This is a genomic window from Polaromonas sp. JS666, assembly GCF_900103405.1.
Taxonomy (GTDB): domain Bacteria; phylum Pseudomonadota; class Gammaproteobacteria; order Burkholderiales; family Burkholderiaceae_C; genus Polaromonas.
This window is the reverse complement of the sequence record NZ_FNHX01000003.1, coordinates 365,500-390,396: the sequence shown is the minus strand read 5'-3', so window position 1 is coordinate 390,396 and position 24,897 is coordinate 365,500. Positions and strand designations below refer to the sequence as shown.

General features: G+C 68.0%; 14 protein-coding genes. 3 read left to right on the top strand and 11 right to left on the bottom strand.

Going from position 1 to position 24,897, the window contains the following annotated elements; genetic code table 11:
• Both BLQ85_RS10000 and BLQ85_RS09995 read right to left on the bottom strand, forming a co-directional pair.
• Nucleotides 1-4,143 (bottom strand): OmpA family protein, encoded by a 4,143-nt coding sequence (locus tag BLQ85_RS10000; protein ID WP_074576398.1) that lies wholly within the window; start codon nt 4,141-4,143, stop codon nt 1-3.
• Nucleotides 4,140-11,870 (bottom strand): DUF7933 domain-containing protein, encoded by a 7,731-nt coding sequence (locus tag BLQ85_RS09995; protein ID WP_254806397.1) that lies wholly within the window; start codon nt 11,868-11,870, stop codon nt 4,140-4,142. Before BLQ85_RS09995 ends, BLQ85_RS10000 begins: the two co-directional genes overlap by 4 nt.
• Nucleotides 11,871-12,086: 216 nt before the next feature.
• Here BLQ85_RS09995 and BLQ85_RS09990 point away from each other — a divergent pair, with 216 nt between their 5' ends.
• The 3 genes from BLQ85_RS09990 (at nt 12,087) to BLQ85_RS09980 (ending at nt 16,473) form a co-directional block, all read left to right on the top strand.
• A complete protein-coding gene (locus BLQ85_RS09990) occupies nt 12,087-12,794 on the top strand; it encodes a response regulator transcription factor (protein ID WP_074576396.1) in 708 nt (235 codons plus the stop codon).
• A gap of 73 nt (nt 12,795-12,867) precedes the next feature.
• Nucleotides 12,868-14,529 (top strand): FecR domain-containing protein, encoded by a 1,662-nt coding sequence (locus BLQ85_RS09985; RefSeq protein WP_254806396.1) that lies wholly within the window; start codon nt 12,868-12,870, stop codon nt 14,527-14,529.
• A 6-nt stretch (nt 14,530-14,535) separates the two neighbouring features.
• Nucleotides 14,536-16,473, top strand: coding sequence for a CHASE2 domain-containing protein (locus tag BLQ85_RS09980; protein ID WP_074576390.1), 1,938 nt, complete (start codon nt 14,536-14,538; stop codon nt 16,471-16,473).
• A 15-nt stretch (nt 16,474-16,488) separates the two neighbouring features.
• On the opposite strand, the gene BLQ85_RS09975 is transcribed toward BLQ85_RS09980, so the two are convergent.
• The 9 genes from BLQ85_RS09975 to BLQ85_RS09935 all read right to left on the bottom strand — a co-directional run bounded on the left by BLQ85_RS09975 (nt 16,489) and on the right by BLQ85_RS09935 (nt 24,849).
• Nucleotides 16,489-17,439 carry a M14 family metallopeptidase gene (locus tag BLQ85_RS09975; RefSeq protein ID WP_074576388.1) on the bottom strand — a complete coding sequence of 317 codons (951 nt, stop codon included), beginning with the start codon at nt 17,437-17,439 and terminating at the stop codon, nt 16,489-16,491.
• The gene (locus BLQ85_RS09970; protein WP_074576821.1) at nt 17,439-18,464 is read right to left on the bottom strand and encodes a Bug family tripartite tricarboxylate transporter substrate binding protein; all 1,026 of its coding nucleotides are present in this window, start codon (nt 18,462-18,464) and stop codon (nt 17,439-17,441) included. Before BLQ85_RS09970 ends, BLQ85_RS09975 begins: the two co-directional genes overlap by 1 nt.
• Before the next feature lie 86 nt (nt 18,465-18,550).
• Nucleotides 18,551-19,444: a LysR family transcriptional regulator gene (locus tag BLQ85_RS09965; protein ID WP_074576386.1), complete on the bottom strand. Its 894-nt coding sequence runs from the start codon at nt 19,442-19,444 to the stop codon at nt 18,551-18,553.
• Between the two features lie 125 nt (nt 19,445-19,569).
• The gene (locus BLQ85_RS09960) at nt 19,570-20,958 is read right to left on the bottom strand and encodes a formimidoylglutamate deiminase (RefSeq protein ID WP_074576384.1); all 1,389 of its coding nucleotides are present in this window, start codon (nt 20,956-20,958) and stop codon (nt 19,570-19,572) included.
• 6 nt (nt 20,959-20,964) lie between these two features.
• Nucleotides 20,965-21,786, bottom strand: coding sequence for an N-formylglutamate deformylase (gene hutG / locus BLQ85_RS09955; RefSeq protein ID WP_074576382.1), 822 nt, complete (start codon nt 21,784-21,786; stop codon nt 20,965-20,967).
• Nucleotides 21,787-21,837: 51 nt separating this feature from the next.
• Complete coding sequence (locus BLQ85_RS09950) at nt 21,838-22,632, bottom strand: amino acid ABC transporter ATP-binding protein (RefSeq protein ID WP_074576380.1); 795 nt, start codon at nt 22,630-22,632, stop codon at nt 21,838-21,840.
• Entirely contained in the window at nt 22,629-23,297 is a 669-nt protein-coding gene (locus BLQ85_RS09945; protein ID WP_074576377.1) for an amino acid ABC transporter permease, read from the bottom strand. The genes BLQ85_RS09950 and BLQ85_RS09945 overlap by 4 nt, the downstream gene beginning before the upstream one ends.
• A gap of 17 nt (nt 23,298-23,314) precedes the next feature.
• Nucleotides 23,315-24,064 carry a transporter substrate-binding domain-containing protein gene (locus BLQ85_RS09940; protein WP_074576375.1) on the bottom strand — a complete coding sequence of 250 codons (750 nt, stop codon included), beginning with the start codon at nt 24,062-24,064 and terminating at the stop codon, nt 23,315-23,317.
• 59 nt (nt 24,065-24,123) lie between these two features.
• Nucleotides 24,124-24,849: an IclR family transcriptional regulator gene (locus tag BLQ85_RS09935; RefSeq protein WP_074576373.1), complete on the bottom strand. Its 726-nt coding sequence runs from the start codon at nt 24,847-24,849 to the stop codon at nt 24,124-24,126.
• Nucleotides 24,850-24,897: the final 48 nt, after the last annotated feature.

The following is a 24,897-nucleotide window of genomic DNA, read 5'->3' as shown; positions in this document are numbered from 1 at the left end:
TCAATACGCCGCCAGCACGTTCAAAAACCAGCCCCGGCTGCGGTAAGACAAATCGGTCAGGTCGTCGGAGTACTTGGTGAAGTTGTAGCCCACGCCCACTTTGACGCCCTTGCCGAGATGGCGGTACACAGCCAGCAGCGCGCCGGCTTTGGCGTCTTGCGCTTCGGTGGCGCGCAGGTTGCGCAGCTCTACCAGTGCGTCCCATTCCTTGACCAGGTGCAGGTCGGCGCGCAGGATCAACAGGTCGGCGCGGCTGGAGAACCATTCGCCGCCGGCCACCGGTGCTTTGAGTTCGCCGATGCGGAAGGCGTATTTGGCGCCTACCGACAGCCAGGGCTTGACGTCGTAAATCGTGTCGACCGAGAACACCTGGCTGCGCTGCGCGTAGTCGGCCGCCTGGCCCGAAGGCGTGAGCTGGCCGGCGGTGGGCACATTGTTCAAATTGGTGTACTTGAACAAGGTGTTCCAGCGGTCGTTGTCGACGGGGCGGTAGGCGCTGCCGAGCACAAACTCGTGGTAGTTGCCGTCAACAAAGGCGCCCTGGCTGTTGCTGGAGCGCGAGACATTGAGCTTGCCGAGCAGGCGCCACGCCGGGTCCACCTGCAGGCCCACGGTGTTGCGCATCAGCCAGGTCGTGCGTTCGCCCGAGATATTGCCCTTGTCGTGGCGCCATTCGATGTTGCCGCCGTATTTGAGGCCGTCCTTCTTGTAGCCGACCGAGCCGCCGAGTGCGCGGCGCTTGAGGTCGCCGGCCAGCGGGTCGGAGACGGTGCCGAACTCGACCTTGGCGCCGAAGTTCCAGCGGTCGTTGGGCGACCAGTCGGCGCCAAAGGCCTGGGTCAGGCTTTGCGGGCCCGCGCCATTGACGGAGCGGCCTTCGCCGAAGACGCGCAGTTGATCAGAAACGCGTGTGCTCGCGCCCGAGACCAGCGTGCCCTGGCGGCCGCGCCAGGCGACGTCGGGGCTTTCGGTTTCCACGGTGTAGGCCAGGTAGGCATTGCTGCGGTCTGAGATGCGGTAGTCGGCGCCCAGCTTGCCGCCCACGCCCATGCTGCCATTGGAGGCTTCGCCGCTGAGCTTGACGCGCTCGCTGACTTGCAGCGCGCCGCCCAGGCCGACACGGTTGTTGGGGTCGCGCGTGTCGTCGCGCTCCAGCGTGCCCTGCACATAACCATAGGCTTCCCAGTTTTCTTTTTCGCCGGGCTTGCCGCCTTCGCGGTCGGGCCGGTAGTCGGCGCGCAGCTGCGCATCGGTGCGCGAGCCGGTTTGCGAGAGCAAGGCACTCGCGTTAGGTGTGACCTTGGAGCGGTCGTCGGCGCGCACGCCGGTCGCGACTTCCCATTCGCTGTTCAGGGTCTGGCGCACGGCGAGCTCTACGTTCTGGCTGTCCTGCAGGTCGCCCTCGCGCCTGTCGGCCTTGAGCAGCACGCGCGTGCCGGCGGCGACTTCCACGTCGGCCGACATGCCGGCCTGTTTGACGGCCTCGCCGCTGATGCCGATCTGCCCGGGGGCGGAATAGCCGCGGTCGCGGTTCTGCGCGTAGGCCGTGACCTTGCCCTTCATGCTGTCGGTCACCTCGGCCAGGTCCACCGAAGCTTCCAGGCGTTCGGCGCCGGCCGACTGGATGCCGCCGTTGTTCAGGGTGTTGAAGCCGAAGCCGCCGTCAATCGAGGTCTGCGCGCCGTTGCCCGGGCCCTTGGAGCGGGCCGCCTCGAACTTGAGCCAGGTGCCGGGCTTGTAGCGCAGCGTGCCATCCACACCCTTGAGCGTCTGGCTGGAGCCGGTTTCGCCCTGGTGGTAGGTGCTGGCGCCCAACTGGAAGTGGTCGTTGAGCCACTGGCTGGCGCGCAGGCCGGTCGACAGGTTGTTAATGGCGGTGACGCCGGGCGCGAACTCATAGGTCGTGACCAGGTAGACCGGCTGGCCGCCGACCGCCGAGGTCATGATCAGGCCCGCGCCGCTGCCGGTGGCGGACAGCGGCGACTGCAGCAGGATGCGGCCCTGCAGGTAGTTGATCTCGTAGTCCTGCGTGGGCGCGAGCTCGCGGCGCTCTATCACCATGCCGGAGTCCTTGTCGCGCACTTCTATCCAGACGCGTTCCGAGCCCTGGGTGATGTCCAGGTGGCGCAGGTAATAAATCGAGCCGCCGGTGCCGCGGAATTCCTCGCGCGAAGCCAGGGTGCCCGGGTCGGCCGCGAAGGCGTCGATCTGGGTCTGTTTCTCGCCGTAGGCCGTGGCCTCTTCGGAGCGGTAGCGCAGCTGCGCGCCGTACAGGCCGCGCGAATACTGCATGAGTTCGGTGCCGCTCCAGGAGGTCTGGAAGTTGCCCCACATGATGTGCGAGTCGCCTTTTTGCAGCTTGACAAAAAACTTGCCCTGCGTGGGCGCGTCGTCCACCGTGGTGCTGTCGTCGCCGTAGACCGGGTAGTACAGGTTGGGGTCTATGCTGCGCAGCAGGTACTTGGGGTCCTTGCTCGAGAAGTTGGAGAACAAGTCCTCGATGGGGCCCTCGCGCGTATCGGCCGAGGCCGTGAGCAGCCACTCGCCCTTGATCTTGCCCTTGAGGTAAAACGCGGCGCGGCCGTCGACGTAGACCTTGTCTTCGTAGTGGCTCAGGTCGCCGGTCACGAGCTTGGCGGGGCCGGAGACATTGTTCTTGCCGACCGTCAGGTCGCCGAGCGCCAGGTAAAACCAGTCATCGGACGCGATATTGAGGTTGCGGCGGAAGGTGCTGGCGCGGCCATCGGCCTCCTTGAGCGTGACCTCCACCGACTGCGGGCCGGCCGGCATGATCTGCTTCATCGCGAACTTGCCCTGCGCGTCTATGGGCAGCTCCAGGCCCAGGGCTTCTATGCGCTGGCCGGGCTTGAGGTTGCTGCCGTTGACCGTGACCGTGCCGCCGGTCACCGGGATGTTGCGCAAGGCCAGGCTGTTCTCGCCATAGCCCGTGAGGCGTTCGCGCTCCAGTTTGTCCTGGTCTTCATTGGCCGGCATGGCGCGTGCCAACAAGTTCAGTTGCTTGAGGCTGGTTTCGTCAAAGCGGCCTTGCGCGTCATACACACGCAGCAGGTAGAACACCTGGTCGCCCGCGGTGTTGGCCGGCATGGTCCAGCGGCTGGCGCCCGACCAGGCTATCGGCAGGATTTCGAACGGTTGTTCCTGGGTCTTCTGGCCGGGGCGGAACAGGCGCAGCTCGGCCTTTTTGATCCAGGGGATGTAGTTGGACCAGGCGCGGAATTCCACGGCTTCACCCTTGACGGCCGTGCCCGGTGTGGCCCAGGCATTCATCAGCGGCACCGCGGCCAGGCTGTCGTAGCGCACCTGGATGTCGGCCCGCTCGAGCGCGACGTCGGCGCAGCGCTGGCCGTCGGCTTCGTTGGGGATCTCGGCCGTGTTGATGGGCTCGCCGTCTATGGTGATGCGGAAAGGCACGGTCGACTGGCCAACCGATTGCGGCGTGCAGGGTGCCAGCGGGGCGGGCGCGGCCACAGGCGCCGCTGCCGCCGCCGCGGGCTGGAACCACACACGCAGTTCCACGCGGCGGTTGCGGCTCATGCCTTCGGAGGTCGCGTTCGAGGCCAGCGGTTTGCTCTCGCCCTCGCCCTGTATCGAATAGCTGATGGCGGGGTTGTTCAGCAACTGCTTCAAGTAGGCGGCCACGGCCAGCGCGCGCGCTTCGGACAGGCCCTGGTTGTCCTTGAAGAGGCGTTTGGTGTCCGGCGCCAGGCGCTGGTTGTCGGTATGGCCGACCACGGCAATGCGCATGCCGGCGGAGGCCGCTCCCTTGCTGCGGATTTCGGCGGCCAGCGATTCAATCGCGGCTTTGGCCGAAGGTGTGAGTTCGGCCTTGCCCGAGACAAACAGGCTCAGGCCTCCGGCTTCCTGCAGCGCCTTGTCGACCGAGGCCAGCGCCTTGGGCGTCTGGGCCGCGCGGGCCTTCATGCCGGCCGCTTCCTCGCGTGTCACGCCCGAAGGCATGGGGTAGGCGATGGCGGGCTGCACTTCCGCGGGCGGCGGCACGCTGAACAGGTCGATACGGCCGTTGTCGATTCGTTTGCCGCTGACTTCGGTCGCGGTCCAGGCCGCGGAGCCGGCGCAAAGCAGGCCGGCGGCGACGGCTATCGCATGTGTACGGAAATTCATTTCGCCGTCTCCAGCTCGGTTTCAATCATCAAGGGGTGCAGGGGTTCGCTGTCGCCGGCTTCATTCCCGTCGCTCTTCTTGCGCCTTGCCTTCCACAAGGCCTGTATTCGCTCGCTGATCGCGGCCACGCGTTTTTCGGCAAGGCCGGCCGCCTCAGCGCCGCGGCGGTAGGCGATGCGCAGCACGGAAGGCCGCGCGGCGAGCTGCTCGGGAAGTTTTTCCAGGGTGGCGAGGTAGGCAGGCTGCAGTTCAGTGCCGTCGCCCTTGCCGGTGAAGGCATCGCCCGAGAGCTCAAGCCGGACCACGCGGTGCACGGTGGCGCCGAAGTTGAGCTTGACCATCTTGCCGCGCGTGACGCGCACGTCGCGCGGGTTCTCGGTGGTCAGGCGGTAGCCGGAAGGCAGGGTGCGCTCGTCCACCTTCATCACGAAGTTGGAGCCGCGGTCCGCGTTCGGGATGGCCGCACAGGCCACGTGGAAGCGCCCGTCGTGGTCGCTGGTGACCAGCAGGCCGCGCGCCGTGGCGATGCGCACGTTGGCGATGCCGGGCTCGTCCTGGTCCTGGTAGCCGTTGGCGTTCTTGTCGTCAAAAACCTTGCCGATGATGTCGGAGCAGTCAAAGGTCGGGTCCGGCACCACACGCACGGCGGCCGTGGCGGTGTTGGAGATTTGCGCATTGACCAGGGCGTTGCGGGCCGCGACCTGGTTGATGTAAGTGCCTTCGGACACACCGGTGCCGACCACCAGCAGCATGCGCCAGGTCTTGCGCTCACCGGCGGCGAACACCTGGTTGGCCCAGGTCAGGTTGCGGCCGCTCACGGTGGGCTCCAGCGCCACGCCGTTGAGCGAGGCCGAGCCGGTGCGGTAACGGAAGCCCGCGGGGATCAGGTCCACCACGCTGATGTTGCCGAGCACGGCGTTCAGCGTGTTGGTGGCCGTGATGGTGTAGGGCACCAGATCGCCGCGCACCACGTTGACCAGCGGCGTGCTTTTGGTCATCACGATGGCGCCGCCCAGAATCGGGTCCAGCGGGATGTGGTTGTTCAGCACGTTGGCCGAGCCGGGAATCGCTGCAAAGGTGAACGTGAAGAAGTACTGCGTGGTGGCCGCGCCGCCCGCCAGGGTCAGCGTGTTGTTGGGGCAGGCCGCGGGGTTGTGCAGCGGCACGCCGGTGCCGGGCGCGAAGTTGCTGTTCTGCACCAGCGCCGGGTCCGGGCTGGGCGGGGCCAGGCCCACACCCAGGGTGGCCGTGCAGGCCGGGATCATGGCCGAGGGGCCCGGCAGGTAGCCGGCCGGCGAGGTCACGGTCAGCGTGTACAGCGTGCCGCCCACGGGTGCGCCGCCCAGCAGCAGGAACTGGTAGGCGCCGTCCGCGCCGGTGGTCTGCGTGAGGCTGCCGCCAATCACGTCGGCCGCCGTGAGGCCGGGTGCGGAGAGCGTCACCACGGCGCCCGGCACGGGTTGCCGTGTCACGGCGTCGTAGACCACACCGCTGGGATCCAGCGGCAGGCTTTGCGCCAGCGTGGTGGTGCCGGCGACGAGGGTCAGGCCCTGCAGCGTGCCGTCGGTGTTGTTGGCGCCGGCGGGGTTGGCCGCGTTGACCGTGCCATTGGTATAGGGCATGCCGGTTTCATTGGGGACCGGGCGGCCGTAGATACGCCCGCTGGTCGGTTCGCGGAAACGGATCTGGTAGCCCGAGCCGGGCGCCACGCTGTTGAAGGCATAGGCGCCGCTCGCGTCGGAGGTGGTGGTACCCACGACCACGCCGCCCAGCGTGAGCTCGACGATCCAGCCGGGCACCAGCGGCTCGCCGGGGTCCTTGATGCGGTCGTGGTTGAGGTCGCGCCACACCGTGCCGCGCACCGCGGCCACGTCGGAGATCACCGTGGGGTCGGTGGCGGTGTTGTTGCCGTTGAAGCCGGCGGGTTCATTGCCGCCGGAGACCACGGCCGTGTTCACCAGCACCTGGCCGGCCAGGCCCGCGGCCACCGCCACGCGCACCGTGAAGACAGGCGCCGTGCCGCCCGCGGCGATCACGCTGTTGGTGGTGCAGGTAACCGTGGTGACGGCGCTGCTGCAGGACCAGGTGGCGCCGCCGGCGACGGCGGCCACCGTCATGCCCGCGGGCAGGGTGTCGACCACCGTGATGGTGCCGGAGGTCGCGACCGTGCCGACGTTGGAGACGGTGATGGTGTAGAAGCCGGTGCTCGAGCCCTGCGCGAAGCTGACCGGTGAGTGGCTCTTGGCGATGGCCAGGTCGGGCGCGGCGCCGGGGATCTCGGCGAAATTGTTGTCGGCCGACACGGCGTTCGCCGTGGCCAGCGGAATCGCCGAGATGGACGAGACCGGGTTGGCCGGCAGCGTCGCGACGCCGCCGGTGCTGCCAGCGATGGTCTGGCCGTTGGTCGTGCCCGTTGCCTGCGGCAGCGGCTGCGTGACGGTGTAGTTGCCCTGGGCCAGGCCGGTGAAGCTGTAGCGCCCGTCGGCCGTTGTGGTGGTGGTCCTGGAGACGGCCAGGCCGTTGATGTCGGTGCCGGTCAGGTTGATGGTCTGCCCGCCTATGCCGTGGTCGCTGCCGTTGACCGCGCCGTTGTTGTCGTAGTCCAGGAAGACCCGGCCGGAAATCGTGCCGCCGTTGGGCACTTCAGCGAAGTTGTTGCCCGACGACACGGTGTTCGGCGGCAGCACGATGCTGCTGATGCGGCTGGGCGTGACGGCCGGCGTGGTGGCCGTGCCCGGCGTGCCGCCGTTGGGCACTGCGCCGGCCGTCGTGATGCCGTTGGAGGTGCCGGCGGGCTGCGTGGGCTCGACCACGGTGTAGGTGCCGGGCACCAGAGCGGCGAAGCTGTAGCCGCCCGCGGCGTCGGTCACCGTGGTCCCCATCAGCGCGTTGGTGCCGGCATCGCGCAGTTCGACGGTCACGCCGGCCAGCGGGTCGTCCGCGCCGTCCTGCACGCCGTTGTTGTTGACGTCCTTGAAGACCTTGCCGCTGATGGACGACAGCACGACTTCCGCGAAGTTGTTGCTGGCTGAGCCCGAGATCTCGCCGCCCGCGCCGTTACCGTTGAGCGTGATGTTGGTGACCTGGCTGCTGCTGATGGTCGGGTTGGACGCGGTGCCGGCCGTGCCGGTGCTGCCGTTGATGCCGCTGATGGTGCCGGCCGTGGTGATGCCGTTGATGGTGCCCGAGGGCTGGGTGGTCTGGCACACCGAATAGCTGCCGGCCGCCAGGCCGGTGAACAGGTAGTTGCCGAGCGCGTCGGTGGTGCTGTTGGCCACAAAGGCGCCGCTGCAGTTCGCGCCGCTGCGCAGTTCAATGTTCACGCCGGAAATCGGCGTGTCGGTGCCGTTCTGGAAAGTGCCGTTGGGCGTCGGGTTGTTGTCCTTGAAGACCTTGCCCGAGATATAGCCCAGGGTGCTGATGGTCAGCGGTGCGTTGGCGGGTGCCTGGTTGTTGCCCAGGTTGGTCTGCAACGCGCCGGCCGGGATGTTGTTGGTGTGCACGCCGGCGGTCAGGCCGGTCACATTGACGTCAATCGTGCAGCCGCCGGCCGGAATGGTGCCGCCGCTGTTCAGGCGTACGCTGGTGGCATTGGCCGCGGCCACCACGGTGCCGCCGCAGGTGGTCGCCATGGCGGGTGTGGCGGTCAGCTGGATCTGGCCGGGCGCGGTGGGCAGCACGTCGTCAAAGTTCGCGCTCAGCGTCATCGCGCTGCTGTTGCTGTTGCCCAGCACGATGCTCAGGCGCGAGACGCCGCCCGGCGGGATCACGGCCGGCGTGAACTGCTTGCCGACGGTGGGCGGGGTGGAGACGATCAGCTGCGCGCTGGTGGGCTCCTCGTTGCTCACGCCTTCATTGGTGGTGATGCTGGCGGTGGGCACCGTGTTGGTGTAGACGCCCGAGATATTGCTGAGCACGTTCACCGTGACGGTGCAGGAACCGGCGGCCGCGAGCGTGGCACCGGTCAGGCGCACGCTGGTCGCCGAGGCGGCCGCGACGACGGTGCCGCTGGTGCAGGTGGTGGCTGCGGCCGGTGTGGGCGCGACCACCAGCCCCGAGGGCAAGGCGTCGGTCAGGGTCAGGCCCGTGAGCGGCGTGTTGTTCGGATTGTCAAAACGCAGGGTCAGCACGGCCGGCGCGCCGGGCGCCTTGCTGTCGGAGCCGGTGGTGAAGCCGACCGGGTTGCCCGCGTCCAGCGTGCGGGCACTGAAAGCCTTGTGCACCACGACTGGCGATTTGGCGCGCAGCGTGTCGCTGGTGGGCTGGGTGTTGGACAGCGGGTTGCCACCGGCGCTGGCGGTCAGCGCGTTGGTGGGAATGGTGTTGACGTAGTCGCCCTGGGCCGCAACCAGCACGTCGATCTCGGCCTGGCAGCTCGCCGGCACGTTGCCGGATGCGGCGGGGATGGTGCCGCCGGATACCTGCACGCTGTTGGCGGTCGAGGACACGGTCGCGCCCTGGCAGGTGGTCGTCGGGTTGGCGCCGCTGGGCACGGTCACGCCGGCCGGCAGATTGTCAGTCACCGCCAGCGCGCTGACGGGCTGCGACAGCGGGTTGTAGAAGGTGATGCGCAGGCGCGAACGATCGCCGGGCTTGACCACGTTCGGCGTGAACTGCTTGACCAGGCCGATGTTGGTGCTGATGGCCAGGCTGGTGGTTGCCGGGTTGTTGTTGCTGAGGTTCTGGTCGGTCGTGATGGCGCCGGCCGGAATGGTGTTGGTGTTGCCGCCGGTCACGGTGGAGGTCACGTTGACGCTGAGCTGGCAGCTGGCGTTGGCCGCGAGCGCGGCGCCGGCCAGGCTGACCTGGCGCGTGTTCGCCACCGCGGTCACCACGCCGCCGGGGCAGGTGGTGCTGGGCGCGGGGTTGGGCGTGAGCACCCAGCCGTTGTTGGTGCCGCCCGCCGTGCCGCCCACGGTGAAGTAGTCGGTAAAGCTCAGGTTGCTGACAGCCTGCGTGCCGTTGGCGATATTGATGGTCAGGCGGCTGACTTCACCCGGAAAGGTCAGCGAGCTGATGGAGGTGGCCTTGCTGATGGCGATGCCGGTGGGCGGCGTGAACAGCAAGGTGGCGCTGACCGGGGCGACGTTGCGCACACCGCCATCGGCCAGGATGGAGTCGGGCGGAATGGTGTTGACCCAGTTGGCCGCGCCGGTGGCGACCACGTCGAACAGCAAGGCGCAGTTGCCGCTGCCCGCAACGCTGGCGCCCGTCATGGAAATGCTGCTGGCGCCGGCGGCGCCGGTGATGGCCGTGGCGCCGGCGCAGGTGGTATGCGCATTGGTCGGGTTGGCCAGCACCATGCCCGCGGGCAGCGGGTCGGTCACGCTGACGTTGGTCAGGGCCAGCGCGCTGGTGTTGAGCAGCTGCACCGTAACGGTGGACTTGCCGCCCGAAGACACGCTGGCCGGGTTGAAGCTCTTGCTGGCACTGAGCGCCGAGGTGTAGGTCAGCGTCGCCGTGTTGGTGGTCACGGGGGTGAGCGTTTGGGTCGTGCCGTTGCCGAAGGTCTGCGTGCCGCCCACGGTGGCGGTGTTGGGGTAGACGCCGGCCGGGCCGACCACGTCGACCTGCAGCACGCAGCTGCCGTCGGCGCCCAGGCCGTTGCCGGCGCGCGCGGGCACGGTGCCGCCGTTCAGGCCCACCGAGGTGGCGCCGGCGACCGCGGTGATGACCGGGCTGCCGCAGGTGCTGGCCGCGTTGGCCGGGTTGGCGATGCGCAGCTGCCCGCCGCCGCTGTTGGCCAGCTGCAGCGTGTCGGAGATCGACACGTTGGTCAGCGGGTTCGCCGACTTGTTCGTCAGCGTGATGGTCATGCGGACGATGGTGCCTTCGGCAAAGGTGCTGACGCCGGGGGACGATTGCGCGAAGGCCTTGGTGGCCGCCATCACGGCGGCGTTGGTCGTCACGCTGGTGGCGTTGGAAGCGCCGCCGTTGCAGGTCGCGCCGGCGTTGTAGCAGACGCCGCCGGCCGCGATGGTGTTGGCCGAGGAAGCGACCGCCGTGCTGGAGGCCATGGCCCACATCGTGATCACGCAGGCGCCGGGCACGCTGGGGCTGGCGCGGGCCGGCAGGGTGTCCACCGTGAGCACCGCCGTGCTGCTGCCGACGGCGCTCGCGGAATTGACGTTGCCGCAGGCCGCGGTGACGGTCGGCGTGTAGTTGATGCCGCCAATCGTGCCGGTCAGAAAGGTCTGGCCGTTGGTGAAGTTGTCGGTCACCGTGACGTTGTTGATCGCGGCCGCGCCGTAGTTCTGAACCGTGACCTGGTACTGGATGGGGTTGCCGGGCGCGACCGGGCTGGCCGGCAGCGCCGACTTGAGCACGCGCAGGTCGTCGGCCACCAGGATGGTGGCCGAGGCGCTCTGGCTTTTGATGGCCGCGTTGCCGACGTCGACCGCGCCTTGCGGGATGTTGTTGGTGTAGGTCACCGGAACGCCGGAAGCCTGCACAAAGCCGGTGTAGTTGACGGTGACCGTGCAGCTGCCGTTGGCGGGAATGGTGCCGCCGGTCAGTTGCACGCCCTTGTTGCTGTTGATGGCGGCGGCCGCGCCGCCGGCGCAGCTGGTGGAGGCGGAAGTCACATTCAGGCCGGTCGTCGGGTTGACGCCGCCCAGGCCGTCGATGGGGCTGTCGTCAAAGGTTGTGACGGTAAGCGGCGTATTGCCGCTGTTGGTCAGCGTGATGGTCAGGCTGCCGGCGGAGCCGCTGGACAGCGAGCTGCCGGAAAAGGCCTTGGCCACGCTGAGCGGCGACCTGACGGTGATGTTGGCCTGCGCATTGGCCTGCGCGGGAATGCCCAGCGAGTTGCTGAAGTCGCTGCTGCGATTGATCAGGTTGCTCTGGGCGTTGGTGGTGTACTGGCCGTTGGTCTGCGACGCTTCCACCGCGACCACGAAGCTGCAGCTGCCGTTGGCGGGAATGTCGCCGGTGCCGGTCACGCTGGTGGCGCCGGCCACCGGGGCCGGGTTGAAGGCGGGCGCGGGCCCGCTGGTGCAGCTGGCGCTGGCGCCGGGCACGGCCGCGACGCTGATGATGGCGCTGCCGCCCAGCTGCGGAAAGTTGTCGGTGATGCTGAAGCCTTCGATGGGCACCGGGTTCGGGTTGGTCAGCGTGATGGTCAGCGAGGTGGTCGCGCCGCCCAGCACCAGCGTGGAACTGCCGAAAGCCTTGGAGATTTGCGGCTGCTGCAGCGCGCGGATGTTGAAGGTCTGCGAGACGTCGCCGCTGTTGCTGCCGGCGCTGCTGGTCACCGCGCCGTTGAGGATCTGGTAGGCGTAGGAGGTCGCATTGCCGGTCGAGCTGCCGGCGGTGACCGGGATGTCGATCACGCACTGGCCGTCGATGCCGCCGGCGGCGGCCGCAATGCTGCCGCCTGTCAGGTCCAGCGTCTGCGCTCCGAGCGCCGCGGTGAACGCACCGCCGCAACCATTGGTGGCCGCGCCGGCCACCTTGAGGCCGTTGGGCAGGAGGCCCGGCAGGCTGTTGCTGAAAGCCACGTTGGTGGCGGGAACCGGGTCGCTGTTGGACAGCGCGATGCGCAAAGTCGCTATTTCACCCGGGTAAATACCCTGGGCCGGGATGATGGCGGTGACCGAGGCGGTCAGCGCAAAAGCGGCCGCCGGCAGCAGCCCCAGACCGAGCAGAACGGACGCCGGGCGGACCAGGGAAACCGGGTTCGGCAGCTTGCATACAAGTTTCGCGCAGCGTCGGAAATGTTCGAGCATAGTTGTGACAGGAAGTAAAAGGTACTAGCGCGGCGGATCATATGGGCCCTCCCGGAAACAAAGGGTAAATCCTTGTTTACACTTACTAATTACCAACAGTCGAGGGGTGCAGGGGGTGGTCAGGCAGTTGTCAGACCACTAAACTCGGTTCGCCGAAGACGGCATAATCTGTAACTACAGGTAACAAACCTGTTCGACCCGGTCCCCTGAACCCGTATGCCCCACACTTCCGCCCCCCGAATTGCCTACCTGGAGGACGAGCCCGAAACCGCTGAAGCCGTGTGTGCATGGATCAAGGAAGCCGGCCTGGAGGTGGAGCTGTTCAACCGCGGCGCCGACTGCGCGCGGGCCGTGGAGAGGGGGCAGTACGCGGCCTGCCTGCTGGACTGGCTGGTGCCGGACATGTCGGGCCCCGAGGTGCTGGCGCGGCTGCGGCTGCAGCTCAAGGAGGCCTGCCCGCCGGTGATTTTTCTGACGGCGCGCGACAGCGAGGACGACGTGGTGCAGATGCTGTCGGCCGGCGCGGTCGACTACCTGGTCAAGCCGGTGTCCCGGCCCATTCTTCTGGCGCGGCTCAATGTGGTGCTGCACCGCTCAGGCCTGAAACAGGAAACCCGGCGCAACGCCTGGGGAGGGCTGGAAGTGGATTTCGCCAACCGGCAGTTCTTTGTGGAAGGCCGGCGCGTGGAACTGACCGAGCTGGAAACCGATTTCGCGCTCTACCTGCTGCAAAACGTGGGACGGCTGCTGACGCGCGCCCACCTGCTGTCGACGGTCTGGGGACACAACACCGATGTGGAGTCGCGCAAGGTGGACGTGCAGGCCAGCGCGCTGCGCAGAAAACTCAAGCTGTCTCCCGAATCGGGCTGGCGCCTGGTCTCGGTCTACGGCCAGGGCTACCGGCTTGAGTGGCTGCATGAGTGATCACTCACCGTTTTCTTGTTCACCCGGGCTGGAGTGGCAAGCCGCCAGGCCTGCACGTTCTGGAAAATCCCCCATGTACAAACGCATAGCCGCCGCCGGCCTCCTGTCGCTGGCCATCGCCGCGCCGGCCCAGACCCCGCCCGCGGCCGGCCTGCCCGACAAGGCCTCCGCCGTGCCGGCCTGGCTTTACAGCGTGCGCCCCGGGGACACGCTGATCAGCCTGGGCCAGCGCCACCTCATAGACCCGCAGCGCTGGGACGTGGTGCAAAAGCTCAACCGGATTGCCGACCCGCACCGCATCCCGCCCGGCACGGTGCTGCGCATTCCGGCCTCCATGCTGCGCAGCAGCCCCGGCCAGGCCCTGCTGAAAACCGTGCACGGCAGCGTGCGCTGGCGCGAAGCCGAAGGAAGCTGGAAAACCGCCGCCACAGGCCAGACCCTGCCCGTGGGCGCCGAACTCAGGACCGAGGCCCTGGCCAGCGCCACGCTGGAGCTGGCCAACGGCACGCAGCTGCGCGTGCACCCGGGCTCGACGCTGGTGCTGGACACCCTGAGCCTGTATGCCAACGGCCTGATGGCCGACACGCGGGTGCGCCTGCTGCAGGGCCAGACCGAAATCACCGACAACCCGGGACGGCGCGCGCAGCAAAACCTGCGCGTTCTGACGCCCAGCGCCCAGGCGGTGGTGCGCGGCACGATCTTCCGCGTCGGGGTGGAAGACGGCCAGACGCGCGAGGAAACCCTGGAAGGCTCGGTCGGCGTGGACGCCACCGGCAAAACCGTGGTCGTGGGGCCGGGCTTCGGCACCTTGGCGCGCGCCGGCGAAGCGCCCATGCCGCCGCGCGCCCTGCCCGCCGCGCCCAATGTATCTGCCCTGCCGGCGCGCCTCGAACAATTGCCGCTGCGCTTTTCACTGCCGTCCGCGCGCGGTGAACAAGGCGGCGTGCTGTGGGGCCAGGTGTCGCAGGACAGCAGCTTTGACGCCATCCTGGCCGAGAGGACCTCCGGCGCCGGCGTGCTGAGTTTTGCCGACCTGCCCAACGGCCGCTACATCCTGCGCGTGCGCTCCCTGGACGCGCTGGGGCTGCAGGGCCTGGAAGCACGCCACACCTTTACCGTGGCGGCACGCCCCTTCGCGCCTGCGCTGCAGGCGCCGGGCCGATCGGCCACGGTGCGCTCGCCGCGCCCTGCCCTGCGCTGGACCAGCGCCGTCGATGCCGCGCGCTACCGCGTGCAGGCCTCCACGTCGGAGAACTTCGCGCAACTGCTGCTGGACCAGCCGGTGGCGCAGACCGAGTGGCTGCCCACGGACGACCTGCCCGAGGGCAAGCTGCACTGGCGCGTGGCCAGCATCACGGCTCAGGGTGAGCAGGGGCCGTGGTCTGCCGCGGCGCCCTTTAGCTACAAGCCAGCGCCTGGCCAGCCCGACCTGGGCCAGGCCGCGCTGCGCTACGAAGCCGACGCGCTGCTGCTGGAGCTGCCCGCGCCGCCGCAAGACCATCACTACCGCGTCTCGGTGTCGGCCACGGCCGGCATGGCGCCCGAAGACCAGCAGCAAGACTCCTCCGACGGCAAGGTCCGCCTGCCCCGTCCCTCGGGCGGCGCGCATTACCTCGGTGTGCGCCTGGTCGACAACCAGGACGGCACCGCGGGCCCGCCCATGCTGCAGAAGATAGACGTGCCCTCGCGCCATCCTTATATGTGGATGCTGGGCCTGCCCCTGCTGCTGCTCTAGGCCGCCATGCAAGACCAGCGCCCGCCCCGCAGCGCGCACAGCCTGCGTGAATTCCTGGGCATGGGCCTGCTGCTGGCCGCGCTGGCCGTGGGCGTGAGCGCCAGCGGCTGGCTCGCGCGCCTGGACTATTTTCTGTTCGACCTGTCGCAGCGCCTGGGCACGCAGCCCGCGCCCACCGGCGTGGTGATCGCGGCCATCGACCAGGCCAGCCTGCAGGAGCTGGGCCGCTGGCCCTGGCCGCGCCGCGTCCACGCCGATTTGCTGCAGCAGATCTGCCGGGCCTCGCCCAAAGCCGTGGCGGTGGACATCGCCTTCAACGAAATCGGCGACGACCCGGCCGGCAACCAGGCCCTGGCCAAGGCCTTGCGCGCCTGCGGCAATGTGTCGCTGCCCGTGGTGATGGAAAGCGCCCGCCAGGGCGGCCAGTTGCTGGAGTCGCCGCCCATCCCGCTGCTGGCGCGCTCGGCGGCCGGCCTGGGGCGCGTGAGTGTGCGCCTGGACGAGGACGGCGTGGCGCGCGGCGTCGACCTCTGGGAAGGCGTGGGCAGCGCCGACTGGCCCTTGCTGGCGCAGACCGCGCTGCAGATCAGCGGCTGGCAGCCGCCGGACGGCACGGCCCCGCCGCAGCCCGGCGCTACGGCGCGGCTTGTCACCGACGAGGCGCCTACGATGGTGCGGCGCGAACCCCGGCTGCTGCGTTTTGCCGGGCCGCCCGGCACCATCCCCAGCGTCTCGGCGGCCGAGCTCATGCGTACCGGCGCACCCGCCCAGGCGCTGCGCGGCAAGATTGTGTTTGTGGGCGCCACGGCGGCCGGCATGGGCGACATCCTGTCCACGCCGGTCACCACGCATGGCGCCGCCATGCCCGGTGTGGAGGTGCTGGCCAATGTGCTGCTGAACCTGCGTGACGATCGTTTTATCGTGCCGCTGGAAAGGGCCTGGACGCTGGCACTGAGCGCCTTGCTGGCGCTGGTGCCGCTGCTGTGGGGGACGCGCTTCATGCCGCTGCCGGGCCTGCTGGCCAGCGCGGCCTGGCTGGCCGTGCTGGCCGGGCTGGCCCTGGCCCTGCCCCTGGTGTCCGGCATCTGGTTCGCGCCCTCGGGCGCCCTGGTCGCCGCGATCGCGGCCTACCCCTTGTGGAGCTGGCGCCGCCTTGAAGTTGCCAGGCGCTACCTGGACTGGCAGCTCCAGCAGCTGACGGGCGCGCCCGCGGACAGCCCGTTTTACCGGCTCAGGTTCGAGCAGCGCATCGACTACGTGAAACAGGCGCAGCAGCGCTTTCACGACCTGCACAAGGAACGCGAGGAGACTTTGGCCTTTCTGTCGCACGACATCCGCGTGCCCCTGGCCGCGGCCGTGCAGCAGCTGGGCGGCGGAACGCTGGACGAGACCCACCAGCACCGGCTGTTCCAGCAGCTGCGCCGCGCGCACAAGCTCGCGCAATCGTTTTTATCGCTGGCCCGCGTGCAAAGCCTGGAACAGAAAGACCTGCGCGAAATCGACCTCGGCAGCGTCGCGCACCAGGCGGCCGACGCGGTCTATGAATCGGCCCAGGCCCGGTCGGTACGCCTGCTGCGCCACATCCCCGACGAGCCGGTGTGGATGCGCGGCGACTTCCACCTGCTGGAGCGCGCACTCGACAACCTGCTGCACAACGCACTGCGCTTCTCGCCGGCGGGCGGCACCGTTACCTTGACGTTGACCCTCAATGGCGGCAAAGCCGAGCTCTCGGTGGCCGACCAGGGGCCAGGCGTCAGCGCGGAAATGCTGCCCCACCTGTTTGAACGCTTCAGCACGCAAAAGGCCACGCAGCGGCCCGCCCACGGCACCGGCCTGGGCCTGTACTTTGTGCACAACGTGGCGGAGCGCCACGGCGGCCAGGCGGGTTATGAAGCGCTGGTGCCCACGGGCGCGCGCTTGTGGGTTCGCCTTCCGCTGCTCTAGCCGCGCGCTGTCGGCTCAGGCCCGCCGCCCCAGCCGCACCGTGGTGACACCTGGGCGCAATTGCCGCAGCGAGGGCATGACCAGCACACAATCGTCATAAGGCGTCGTCACCGTGCGGCCCGCATCGGTGGCGATCACCGTGCCGGCCCTGGCGATGACTTCGCCGCCGGCATAGCTGCCACTGAAACGGAAATCCATGGACGCGGCGACCACGCGGTCTGTCACCACCACGGGCGCGGGCGGCTCCCGGTCGGGCAGCAACCAGCCCATGGGCGCCTCGCTGCGCGCCAGCGCACCGGCTTGCACCAGGAAACGCATCAAGGTGTCGCGCGCGGCGCTGACCGCGCGCGGGTCCCAGTGCTGGCCGGCTTCGAGCAGCAGCGCGATGCGCCCGCCTTGCGCGTCCGAAAACTCACCGTAGTCGCGCATGCGCACGCCGTCGGCATGGCCGCTGTCGACCACCACCTGCGATGCGGTGCGCAAGGCCTGGGCAAAGGCGATGTTGCGCGCCAGCGTGCCGGTCACCAGCAAGGGCGCGCAGGGCTCGTGCATGGAATGCAGGTCCAGCAAATGCGTGGCGCGGTCCACAAAAGGCCGCAGCTGGCGCGCGCGGTCCAGCTCGGCGCTGCGGCGCGGGCCGTCCAGCGCTTCGCTCGCCCAGACGCGGTTGAAATCTTCATCGACAAAACGCGAATCATCGGGGCGCGCGGCATCAAAACGTTCAAACGCGGCGACATTGCAAAACGCCAGCGTGACCCGCCCGCGCGCCGGCCGCCAGCCGGCGGCCAGCAGCTCGGCCAGCGCGATGGCGCCCGAAAATTCATTGCCGTGCACCAGGGCCGTCACCAGGATCTCGGGGCCGGGCGCCGCGCCGCTTCGCTCATGCACATGATCGACGCCGGTGTTGGAAGTCGACCAGCGCGCCAGGTTCGGCGCCAGGGTATGGACTGGATGGTGACCGGACATCAGCTCGCCGCTCCGCTGCTGACGGCCTTGTTGACCACCGCGCGCACGCGCTGGGTTTCGGCGCGCACAAAGGCCGTGAGCGCCTGCGGCGTGCCGCCTTCGTTGGAGATGCCGGCCTTCTGCAGTTTTTGCCAGACGGCCTCCTCGCGCAGGATGTCGTTGAGCTCGCGGTTCAGCCGCGCGACCATGGGCGCGGGCAACTTGGCGGGGCCGAAGAGGCCGAACCAGACGTTCATGTCGTAGCCCTTGAGCTTGGGGTTCTCTGCCAGCGCGGGGATTTGCGGCGCGGCGCGCGAGCGTGTGGGCGTGGTGACGCCCAGCGGAATCATCTTGCCGGACTCGATGTGCGGCAGCGCGGAAGACAGCACCGAGACGCTGAACTCGATGTTGCCGCCCAGCAGGTCCTGCAGCTGCTGGCCCGCGCCGCGGTAGGGCACGTGGCGAAAGCTGGTGCCGGCCAGCAGGTTGATAAGTTCGCCCGAGACATGCAGCGGCGTGCCTATGCCCGAGGACGCAAAACTCAGCTGGTTGCGTTCGCGTTTGGACTTGGCGATGGCTTCCTCCATGGTCTTGACGCCGGTCTGGGTGTTGGTCACAAACACCATGGGCGTGACGCCTATCAGCCCCACCGGCGCCAGGTCGGTTTCGCCGTTGTACTTGATGGCGGCGTTGTAAAGCCTGGCGATGGACACCTCGCTGCCCGAGCCCAGCAGCAGCGTGTAGCCGTCGGCATTGGCGCTCACGACTTTCTGCGCGCCTATGGTGCCGCCGGCACCGCCCACGTTCTCGATGACGACGGGCGTGCCCAGGCGCTTGGACAGCGGCTCGGCGATGATGCGCGCGACCAGGTCCACGCTGCCGCCGGCGGGGTAGCCCACCACCAGCGAGATCGGCCTGGCCGAGGGCCAGGCCTGGGCCTGCGCGGTGGAAAGCGCCGAAAAGGCGAGCAGCGCCAGCAAAGCCGACGCGGCCCCGCGCAAAGCGCGGGCCAGGGGAAACGGAAGGACGGGGGATTGTGTGGGCATGGCTGTCTCCTTGTGGTGGAGGCAGTCTAGGAACCGGCGCCCGGCAATCACATGCGCATCACGCATGGGCGCATGCGTATGTGTCTTCAGGCGCTGGAGGCCGTCCAGATTTTTTGCACCAATTCATTGCGCGGGCTGCGGTTGCGGTAAAGCCGTATCTCGAAGCGCACGGCAACGCCCTGCGGGTCGGCGGCCACCAGCCGGCCGCTGCGCAAATCATCGCTCACCAGGCCGCGCGGCAGCCAGGCCAGGCCCACGCCCTGCAGGGCCTGCTCATGCAGGGATTCGGCGAAGTCGGACTCGGTCACCGTGTGCAGGAAAAGCTCGCGCGCATCGCGGCCCAGCCCGTCCTGCAGGATCTGGCTCAGCGCCAGCGTGGGCGCGTAGCCCAGCACGCGCGCCGGCTCGCGCGCGCTGCCGGGCAGGGCATGCAACGCCCGGCCGTCGGGGCGCGGCGCGCTCACGGCCACGAGTTCGTCAGTGCCCAGGGTCTGCCCCTCGAAGGCCTGACCGTCCAGCAGCATGGGCAGGCGCGGGTGCGTGAAGGACAGCAGAAAGTCGGCCGCGCCCTGCTCCAGCGCGGTGGCGCCTTCATGGATGGAGCCCGTGAGTATGCGCAGGCGGAACTCGCCAGCGCCGCGCTTGACGCGCGCCAGCCATGCGGGCACAGCGGTGCGCGACAAGGTGCGGCCGGTGGCCAGCGTGACCCAGTCCAGGCCGCCTTGCGCGTGCTGGATGCGGGCGCGCACATCGCTCAGGCCCATCACGGCGCGGCGCGCCACGGGCAGCAGCTCTTCCCCGGCGGCCGTGAGCGCCAGCGGCACAACGGCGCGGTTGACCAGATCGGCGCCGGCCCAAAGCTCCAGCGCGCGCACGCGGCGCGAGAACTGCGGCTGGGTCACATGGCGCAGCTCTGCCGCGCGCGAAAAGCTGCGCTCGCGTGCCAGGGCAATGAAGTCTTCCAGCCATTTGTGGTCCATGGCAGCACCTTGTTGGGGAGATCAGGCGATGGTATCGCCTGCCGGGACACCCCTGCGGTAGATTGGCCGTAGCCTGATCGAATTCGCGTTTTATACGGCCAATTGATACGGCCAGACGGGCCGGCTCAACCCGCCCACAACTCCCGCATGGCGCGGGCAAAGGCCTGCGCGCCCTCGGGCGAAGGCGCGGCGATGCGCTGGCCGGCCACAAACACCTCGCCAAACGCCGCGCCCGGACTGGAAAACACCAGCGCGTCCAGCAGGTGGCCGGCCGGCACACCCAGCAGCGCGGGGAATTCGAGGTCCAGGGTGACGAAGTCGGCGCGCTGGCCGGGCGCCAGGCCGGCTTGCATCTGGCCTGTGGCCGGAAGGCCCCCCGCAAGCGCGGCTTCAAACAGGCCGGCGGCACTGCTTTCGTGGCCCAGCACGCGCGCGGCGATATTGCGCTGGCGCAGCGTGAGGCGCTGGGAATATTCGAGCAGGCGCAGCTCCTCGGGCCAGCTGCGCGTGACGTGGCTGTCCGAACCTATGGACCACTTGCCGCCCGCTGCCGCATAGGCCGGCAGGTCGAACACGCCGTCGCCCAGGTTGGCCTCGGTCGCGGGGCAGATCACGATGGCCGCACCCTTGCCCTGCACGCCTTGCAGTTCGGCCGCTGTGGCATGGGTGGCGTGCACCAGGTTCCAGCGGGCGTCGACCTCGGCGTTGTTCAGCAGCCATTCAATCGGGCGCTGGCCGGTGTGGGCGATGCAGTCCTCGACCTCCTGGGTCTGCTCGGCAATGTGGATGTGCACCGGCAGGCCGGCTTGCTTGGCCGCGGCCGTGAGTTCCTTCAAGGCGGCCGGCTCGGCGGCGCGCAGCGAGTGCACGGCCACGCCGACATGGATGCGCGCATCGCCTTGTGTTTGCCGCCGCACCTGCTCGACCACGCGCATCACGCTCCCGGGCGTTGACGAAAACCGGCGCTGGTCTTCGCGCAGGCCCGCGGCCTTGAAGCCGGAGCGCATGTACAGCGTGGGCAGCAGGGTCAGGCCTATGCCAGTGCGCTGCGCCGCGCGCACCAGGGCCAGCGACATCTCGGCCGGGTCGGCATAGGCCGCGCCGCTCACATCGTTATGCAGGTAGTGAAAGTCGCAAACCTCGGTGTAGCCGCCGGCCAGCAGCTCGGCATAGAGCTGGCCGGCAATCGCCTCCAGCTGCTCGGGCGTGATGCGGTTGGCCGCGCTGTACATGCGGTCGCGCCAGCTCCAGAAATCGTCGGACGCATGGGCGCCCGCGCTGCGGCGCTCGGTCAAGCCCGCCATGGCCCGCTGGAAAGCATGGCTGTGCGCATTGACCAGGCCGGGCAGCACCGGGCCGGGCAATTGCACAGCGCCTGCTTGTTGCTGGGCGGTGGCGCCGGGCTGCACGCTGTGCCAGCTGCCATTGGCGGCCACCGTGAGCAGCACGTCTTTGGCCCACGCACCCTGCACCCAGGCCTGGGGCGTGAAAAAAGTCTTGATGCCGCTGTTCATGGTCCCTCAGGCGTAAAGATGGTTGGCGGCCTGAAGCGCGCCAAGCACCATGTTCTTCAGCAGGGGCTGCACATGCCAGGCCAGGGCCTCGTCATAGGCATAGGGCGGCACTTCCTGCATGTAAAGGCTTTGGCACATCTCCAGCTGCACGGCGTGCACGTCCTCGGCGGGTCGGCCGTAGTGGCGCGTGATGTAGCCGCCCTTGAAGCGGCCGTTGACGGCGGTGCTGATGTGGGGCGAGGCATCGCAAACCTCCACCACCGCGTTGGTGATGGCCTCATGCGCGCTCGCGCCGCCGGCCGTGCCGATATTGAGGTCGGGCAGCTTGCCTTCAAACAGCCAGGGAATTTGCGACCGTATGCTGTGCGCGTCCCACAGCAGGGCAAAGCCGTGCCTGGCCTTCAGGCGCGCGAGTTCGGCGGCCAGCGCCGAATGGTAGGGCTGCCAGTAAACCTCGCGCCGCCGCGCGCGCTCGTCGGGACCGGGCTCATGGCCGGCCCGGTAAAGCGGCGCGCCGCTGAAAAAGCGCGTGGGGCACAGCTCGGTGTTTGACGCACCCGGGTACATGGGCGCATCGTCGGGCGGGCGGTTCAGGTCTATCACGTAGCGCGAGTAGCGCGGCCGCAAGACACTGGCGCCCAGCAAGGGCAAGAAGTTGTAGAGCCGGTGCAAATGCCAGTCCGTGTCCTCGACCTGCAGCGCTTCGGCGGCGTAGCCGCTGTGCAATTCGGCCGGGATCTCCGTGCCTATGTGCGGCATGCTGACCAGCAGCGGCACGGTACCGCTCTGGAGGCTGAAAACTTCGCTGTCGTCGCTGAAGTCGCTCATGGGATTTCCTGAAAAAAGTGGGGCACGAAAGCCCGGAAGATGGCGGCGCGATCAGTTGCGGGACAACACGGCCTGGAGGAAGTCACGCGTGCGGGCCTGTGTGGGCCTGGTAAAAATGATATCGGGCGGCCCGGCTTCAATCAAGGCGCCGCCGTCCATCACCACCACGACGTCGGCGACCTCGCGCGCGAAATCCATTTCATGGGTCACGACCATCATGGTCATGCCCTCGCCGGCCAACAGCTTCATGACCTGCAGCACCTCGCCGACCAGTTCGGGGTCCAGCGCGGAAGTGGGTTCGTCAAACAGCATCAACTGGGGCTGCATGGCCAGCGCGCGGGCAATGGCCACCCGCTGCTTCTGGCCGCCCGAGAGGCTGGCCGGCATGGCATGGGCTTTTTGCCGCAGGCCCACCTTGTCGAGCAGCGCCAGGGCCTCGGCTTCGGTTTGCTGCCTGGACAGGCCGCGCACCTTGCGCGGGCCGACGGTGATGTTGTCGATGACCGACAGGTGCGGAAACAGGTTGAAGGACTGGAACACCATGCCGACGTCTTCGCGCAAATGGTTCAGCGCCTGGTCGTCCAGCATGCGGCCGGCGTCGGCCAGCACGCGGCCGCAGATTTCAACCCGGCCGCTGTCGGGTTTCTCCAGCCCGTTGCAGCAGCGCAGAAACGTGCTTTTTCCGGAGCCGCTGGGGCCTATGACCACCACCACCTGCGAAGGCTGGACGTCAAAATCAATGCCCTGCAGCACGACGTGCTCGCCGAAGGACTTGCGCAATCCCCGGATATTGACGATGGGTTTGCCGGCGGCGGGTGTGCCGATGACGGATTGCGGCGTATTCATTGCACCATGCCTCCGGCGCGCAGCCGTTGCTCGATGCGGCGCAGCGCGAGCGTCGTCAAGCCGGTCAATACAAAATACATGACGGCTATCACGAGATAGACCTCCAGTGAACGGTAGGAAACGCTGATGATTTTCTGCCCCTCATGCATCAGCTCATGGATGGTCAGCAGCGACACCAGCGCGGAGTTCTTGATCAGCGCGATGAACTCGTTGCCCAGCGGCGGGATCATGCGCACCAGGGCCTGCGGCAGGATGATGTTGCGCATGGCCGTGCCGTAAGACATGCCGATGGACCGCGCGGCCTCCATCTGGCCCTTGTCGATGGACTGGATGGCACCGCGCACGATCTCCGACACATAGGCACCGGAATAAATGCCCAGGCCGATCACGCCGCAGACAAAGGCCGGCAGCATGATGCCGAACTGCGGCAGGCCGAAAAACAGGATGAAGAGCTGCACCAGCAGCGGTGTGCCGCGTATGGCCGCCACATAGCCGGTGCACAGCGCGTAGACCACGCGCCGGGCCGGATTGAGGCGCCCTATCCCCACCAGCAAACCCATGATGCAGCCGAGCACCAGGGCCACCGCGGTGATTTCCACGGTCACCAGCGCGCCCGAAAGAAGGCTGCGCCAACCCGCGAAAGCCGGGGAGAAATCGAGTTCCATCCGATGCGCTCCCGGTCTTATTTAGCGGCGGTGGTGTTGCTGAACCACTTCTTCACGATCTGGGCATAGGTGCCGTCGGCCTTGAGCTTGGCCAGGGCGCCGTTGACGGCCTTGGTCAGCTCGGGCGTGTCCTTGCGCAGCGCCATGCCGTACTCTTCGGTGGTGAGTTGCTGCTCCAGCACGCGCTGGCCGCCGCGGGTGCGCACATACTGGAAGGCCGCCGGCTTGCCGGTCACGGCCGCGTCGGCGCGGCCTATGTCGACCAGGTTGAACATCTCCTGGTTTTTCTCGACTTCCACCAGTTGCACCTGCGGGTAGTTGGAGGCCAGGTAGCTCACGGACTTGGTCCCGACCTGCACGGTCACCTTCTTGCCGTTCAGGTCGGCCAGCGTCTTGATGGCGGTATTGCCCTCTTTCACCATGGCCACCAGGCCGCCCGCATAGTAGGAGTCGGTGAAGTCCACGACCTTCTTGCGCTCGTCGGTGATGTAAATGGCCGACACCGCCATGTCGAAGCGCTTGGAGACCAGCCCGGGAATCAGGCCCTTGAAGTCGATGTCCACCCATTCGACGCGTTTGTTCAAGGTCTTGGCGACGGCTTCCACCAGCTCGATGTCAAAGCCGGTGCGCTTGCCGCCTTCAACGAACTCCATGGGCGGGAAGGTGGCGTCGGTCCCGACGCGAAGCACGTCCTGCGCGTGCGCGCTCAGGGTAGCCAGTCCGAGGACGGCAAAGCAGGAAGCAAGGAATTGGCGGCGAAAGTTCATGGGGTTTTCTCCAGGGGGTTAAATCAATTCGACGGTTCAAGGACTCGGCGGCCGGGCTGTCAGCTGCTCAAGCTTCGGGAAATGCGGGCGGCGGCCACCACCGCCATCTGGATCAGGGGCGGGTGTTTGCCCTCAATGCGCACGCTGGGCGCCATCAGGGTCAGTGCGCCGACGGCTTGCTGCCCCATGGCGAACAGCGGCACGCTCACGCCCCAGACACCGGCATCCACCTCGCTGTCGCTGACGGCGAAACCGGCCTTGCGGATCCCGGCAAGTTCAGCCAGCAATTCAGGGCTTTGGCGGTCGGGGCCGAGCACGGCGCTCAGTGCCGCGGCCGGCATGTGAGCCATCAGGCATTTCGCCGAAGCGCCTTTTTCCAGGGGCACACTGCGGCCTTTTTCAAAAGAGCAGCGCAAGGCCTGCCGGCTCTCGACCATGTCGATGCAAACGGCCTGGCCGTTGACCGCGACAACCAGGCCGACGCTTTCCTGTGACTGCTGCGCCAGCGCCAGCATTTCCTCGCGCGCCTGCTGCACCAGATGGGAAGCCATGTCATAACCCAGGGCCAGTTGCAGGCTCAGGGGGCCGGGCGCATAACGGCCGTCGGTTTCAAGCACAAAGCCCCAGCGCTTGAGCGAATTGAGCTGGCGGTACAACGTGCTTTGGCTCAGGCCCGTCCTGCCCAGCAGCTCCACCGCCGTCATGGGGCGGCCCTGCTGCGCCAGGGTAGCCAGCACCACCAGCGCGCGGTCGACGGCGGAAACGGCGGGGGCATCGGGCAACATCGCGTCAGTATCCGGTTCTTGCCTGTACGCGCAAAGCACTATTTCTCA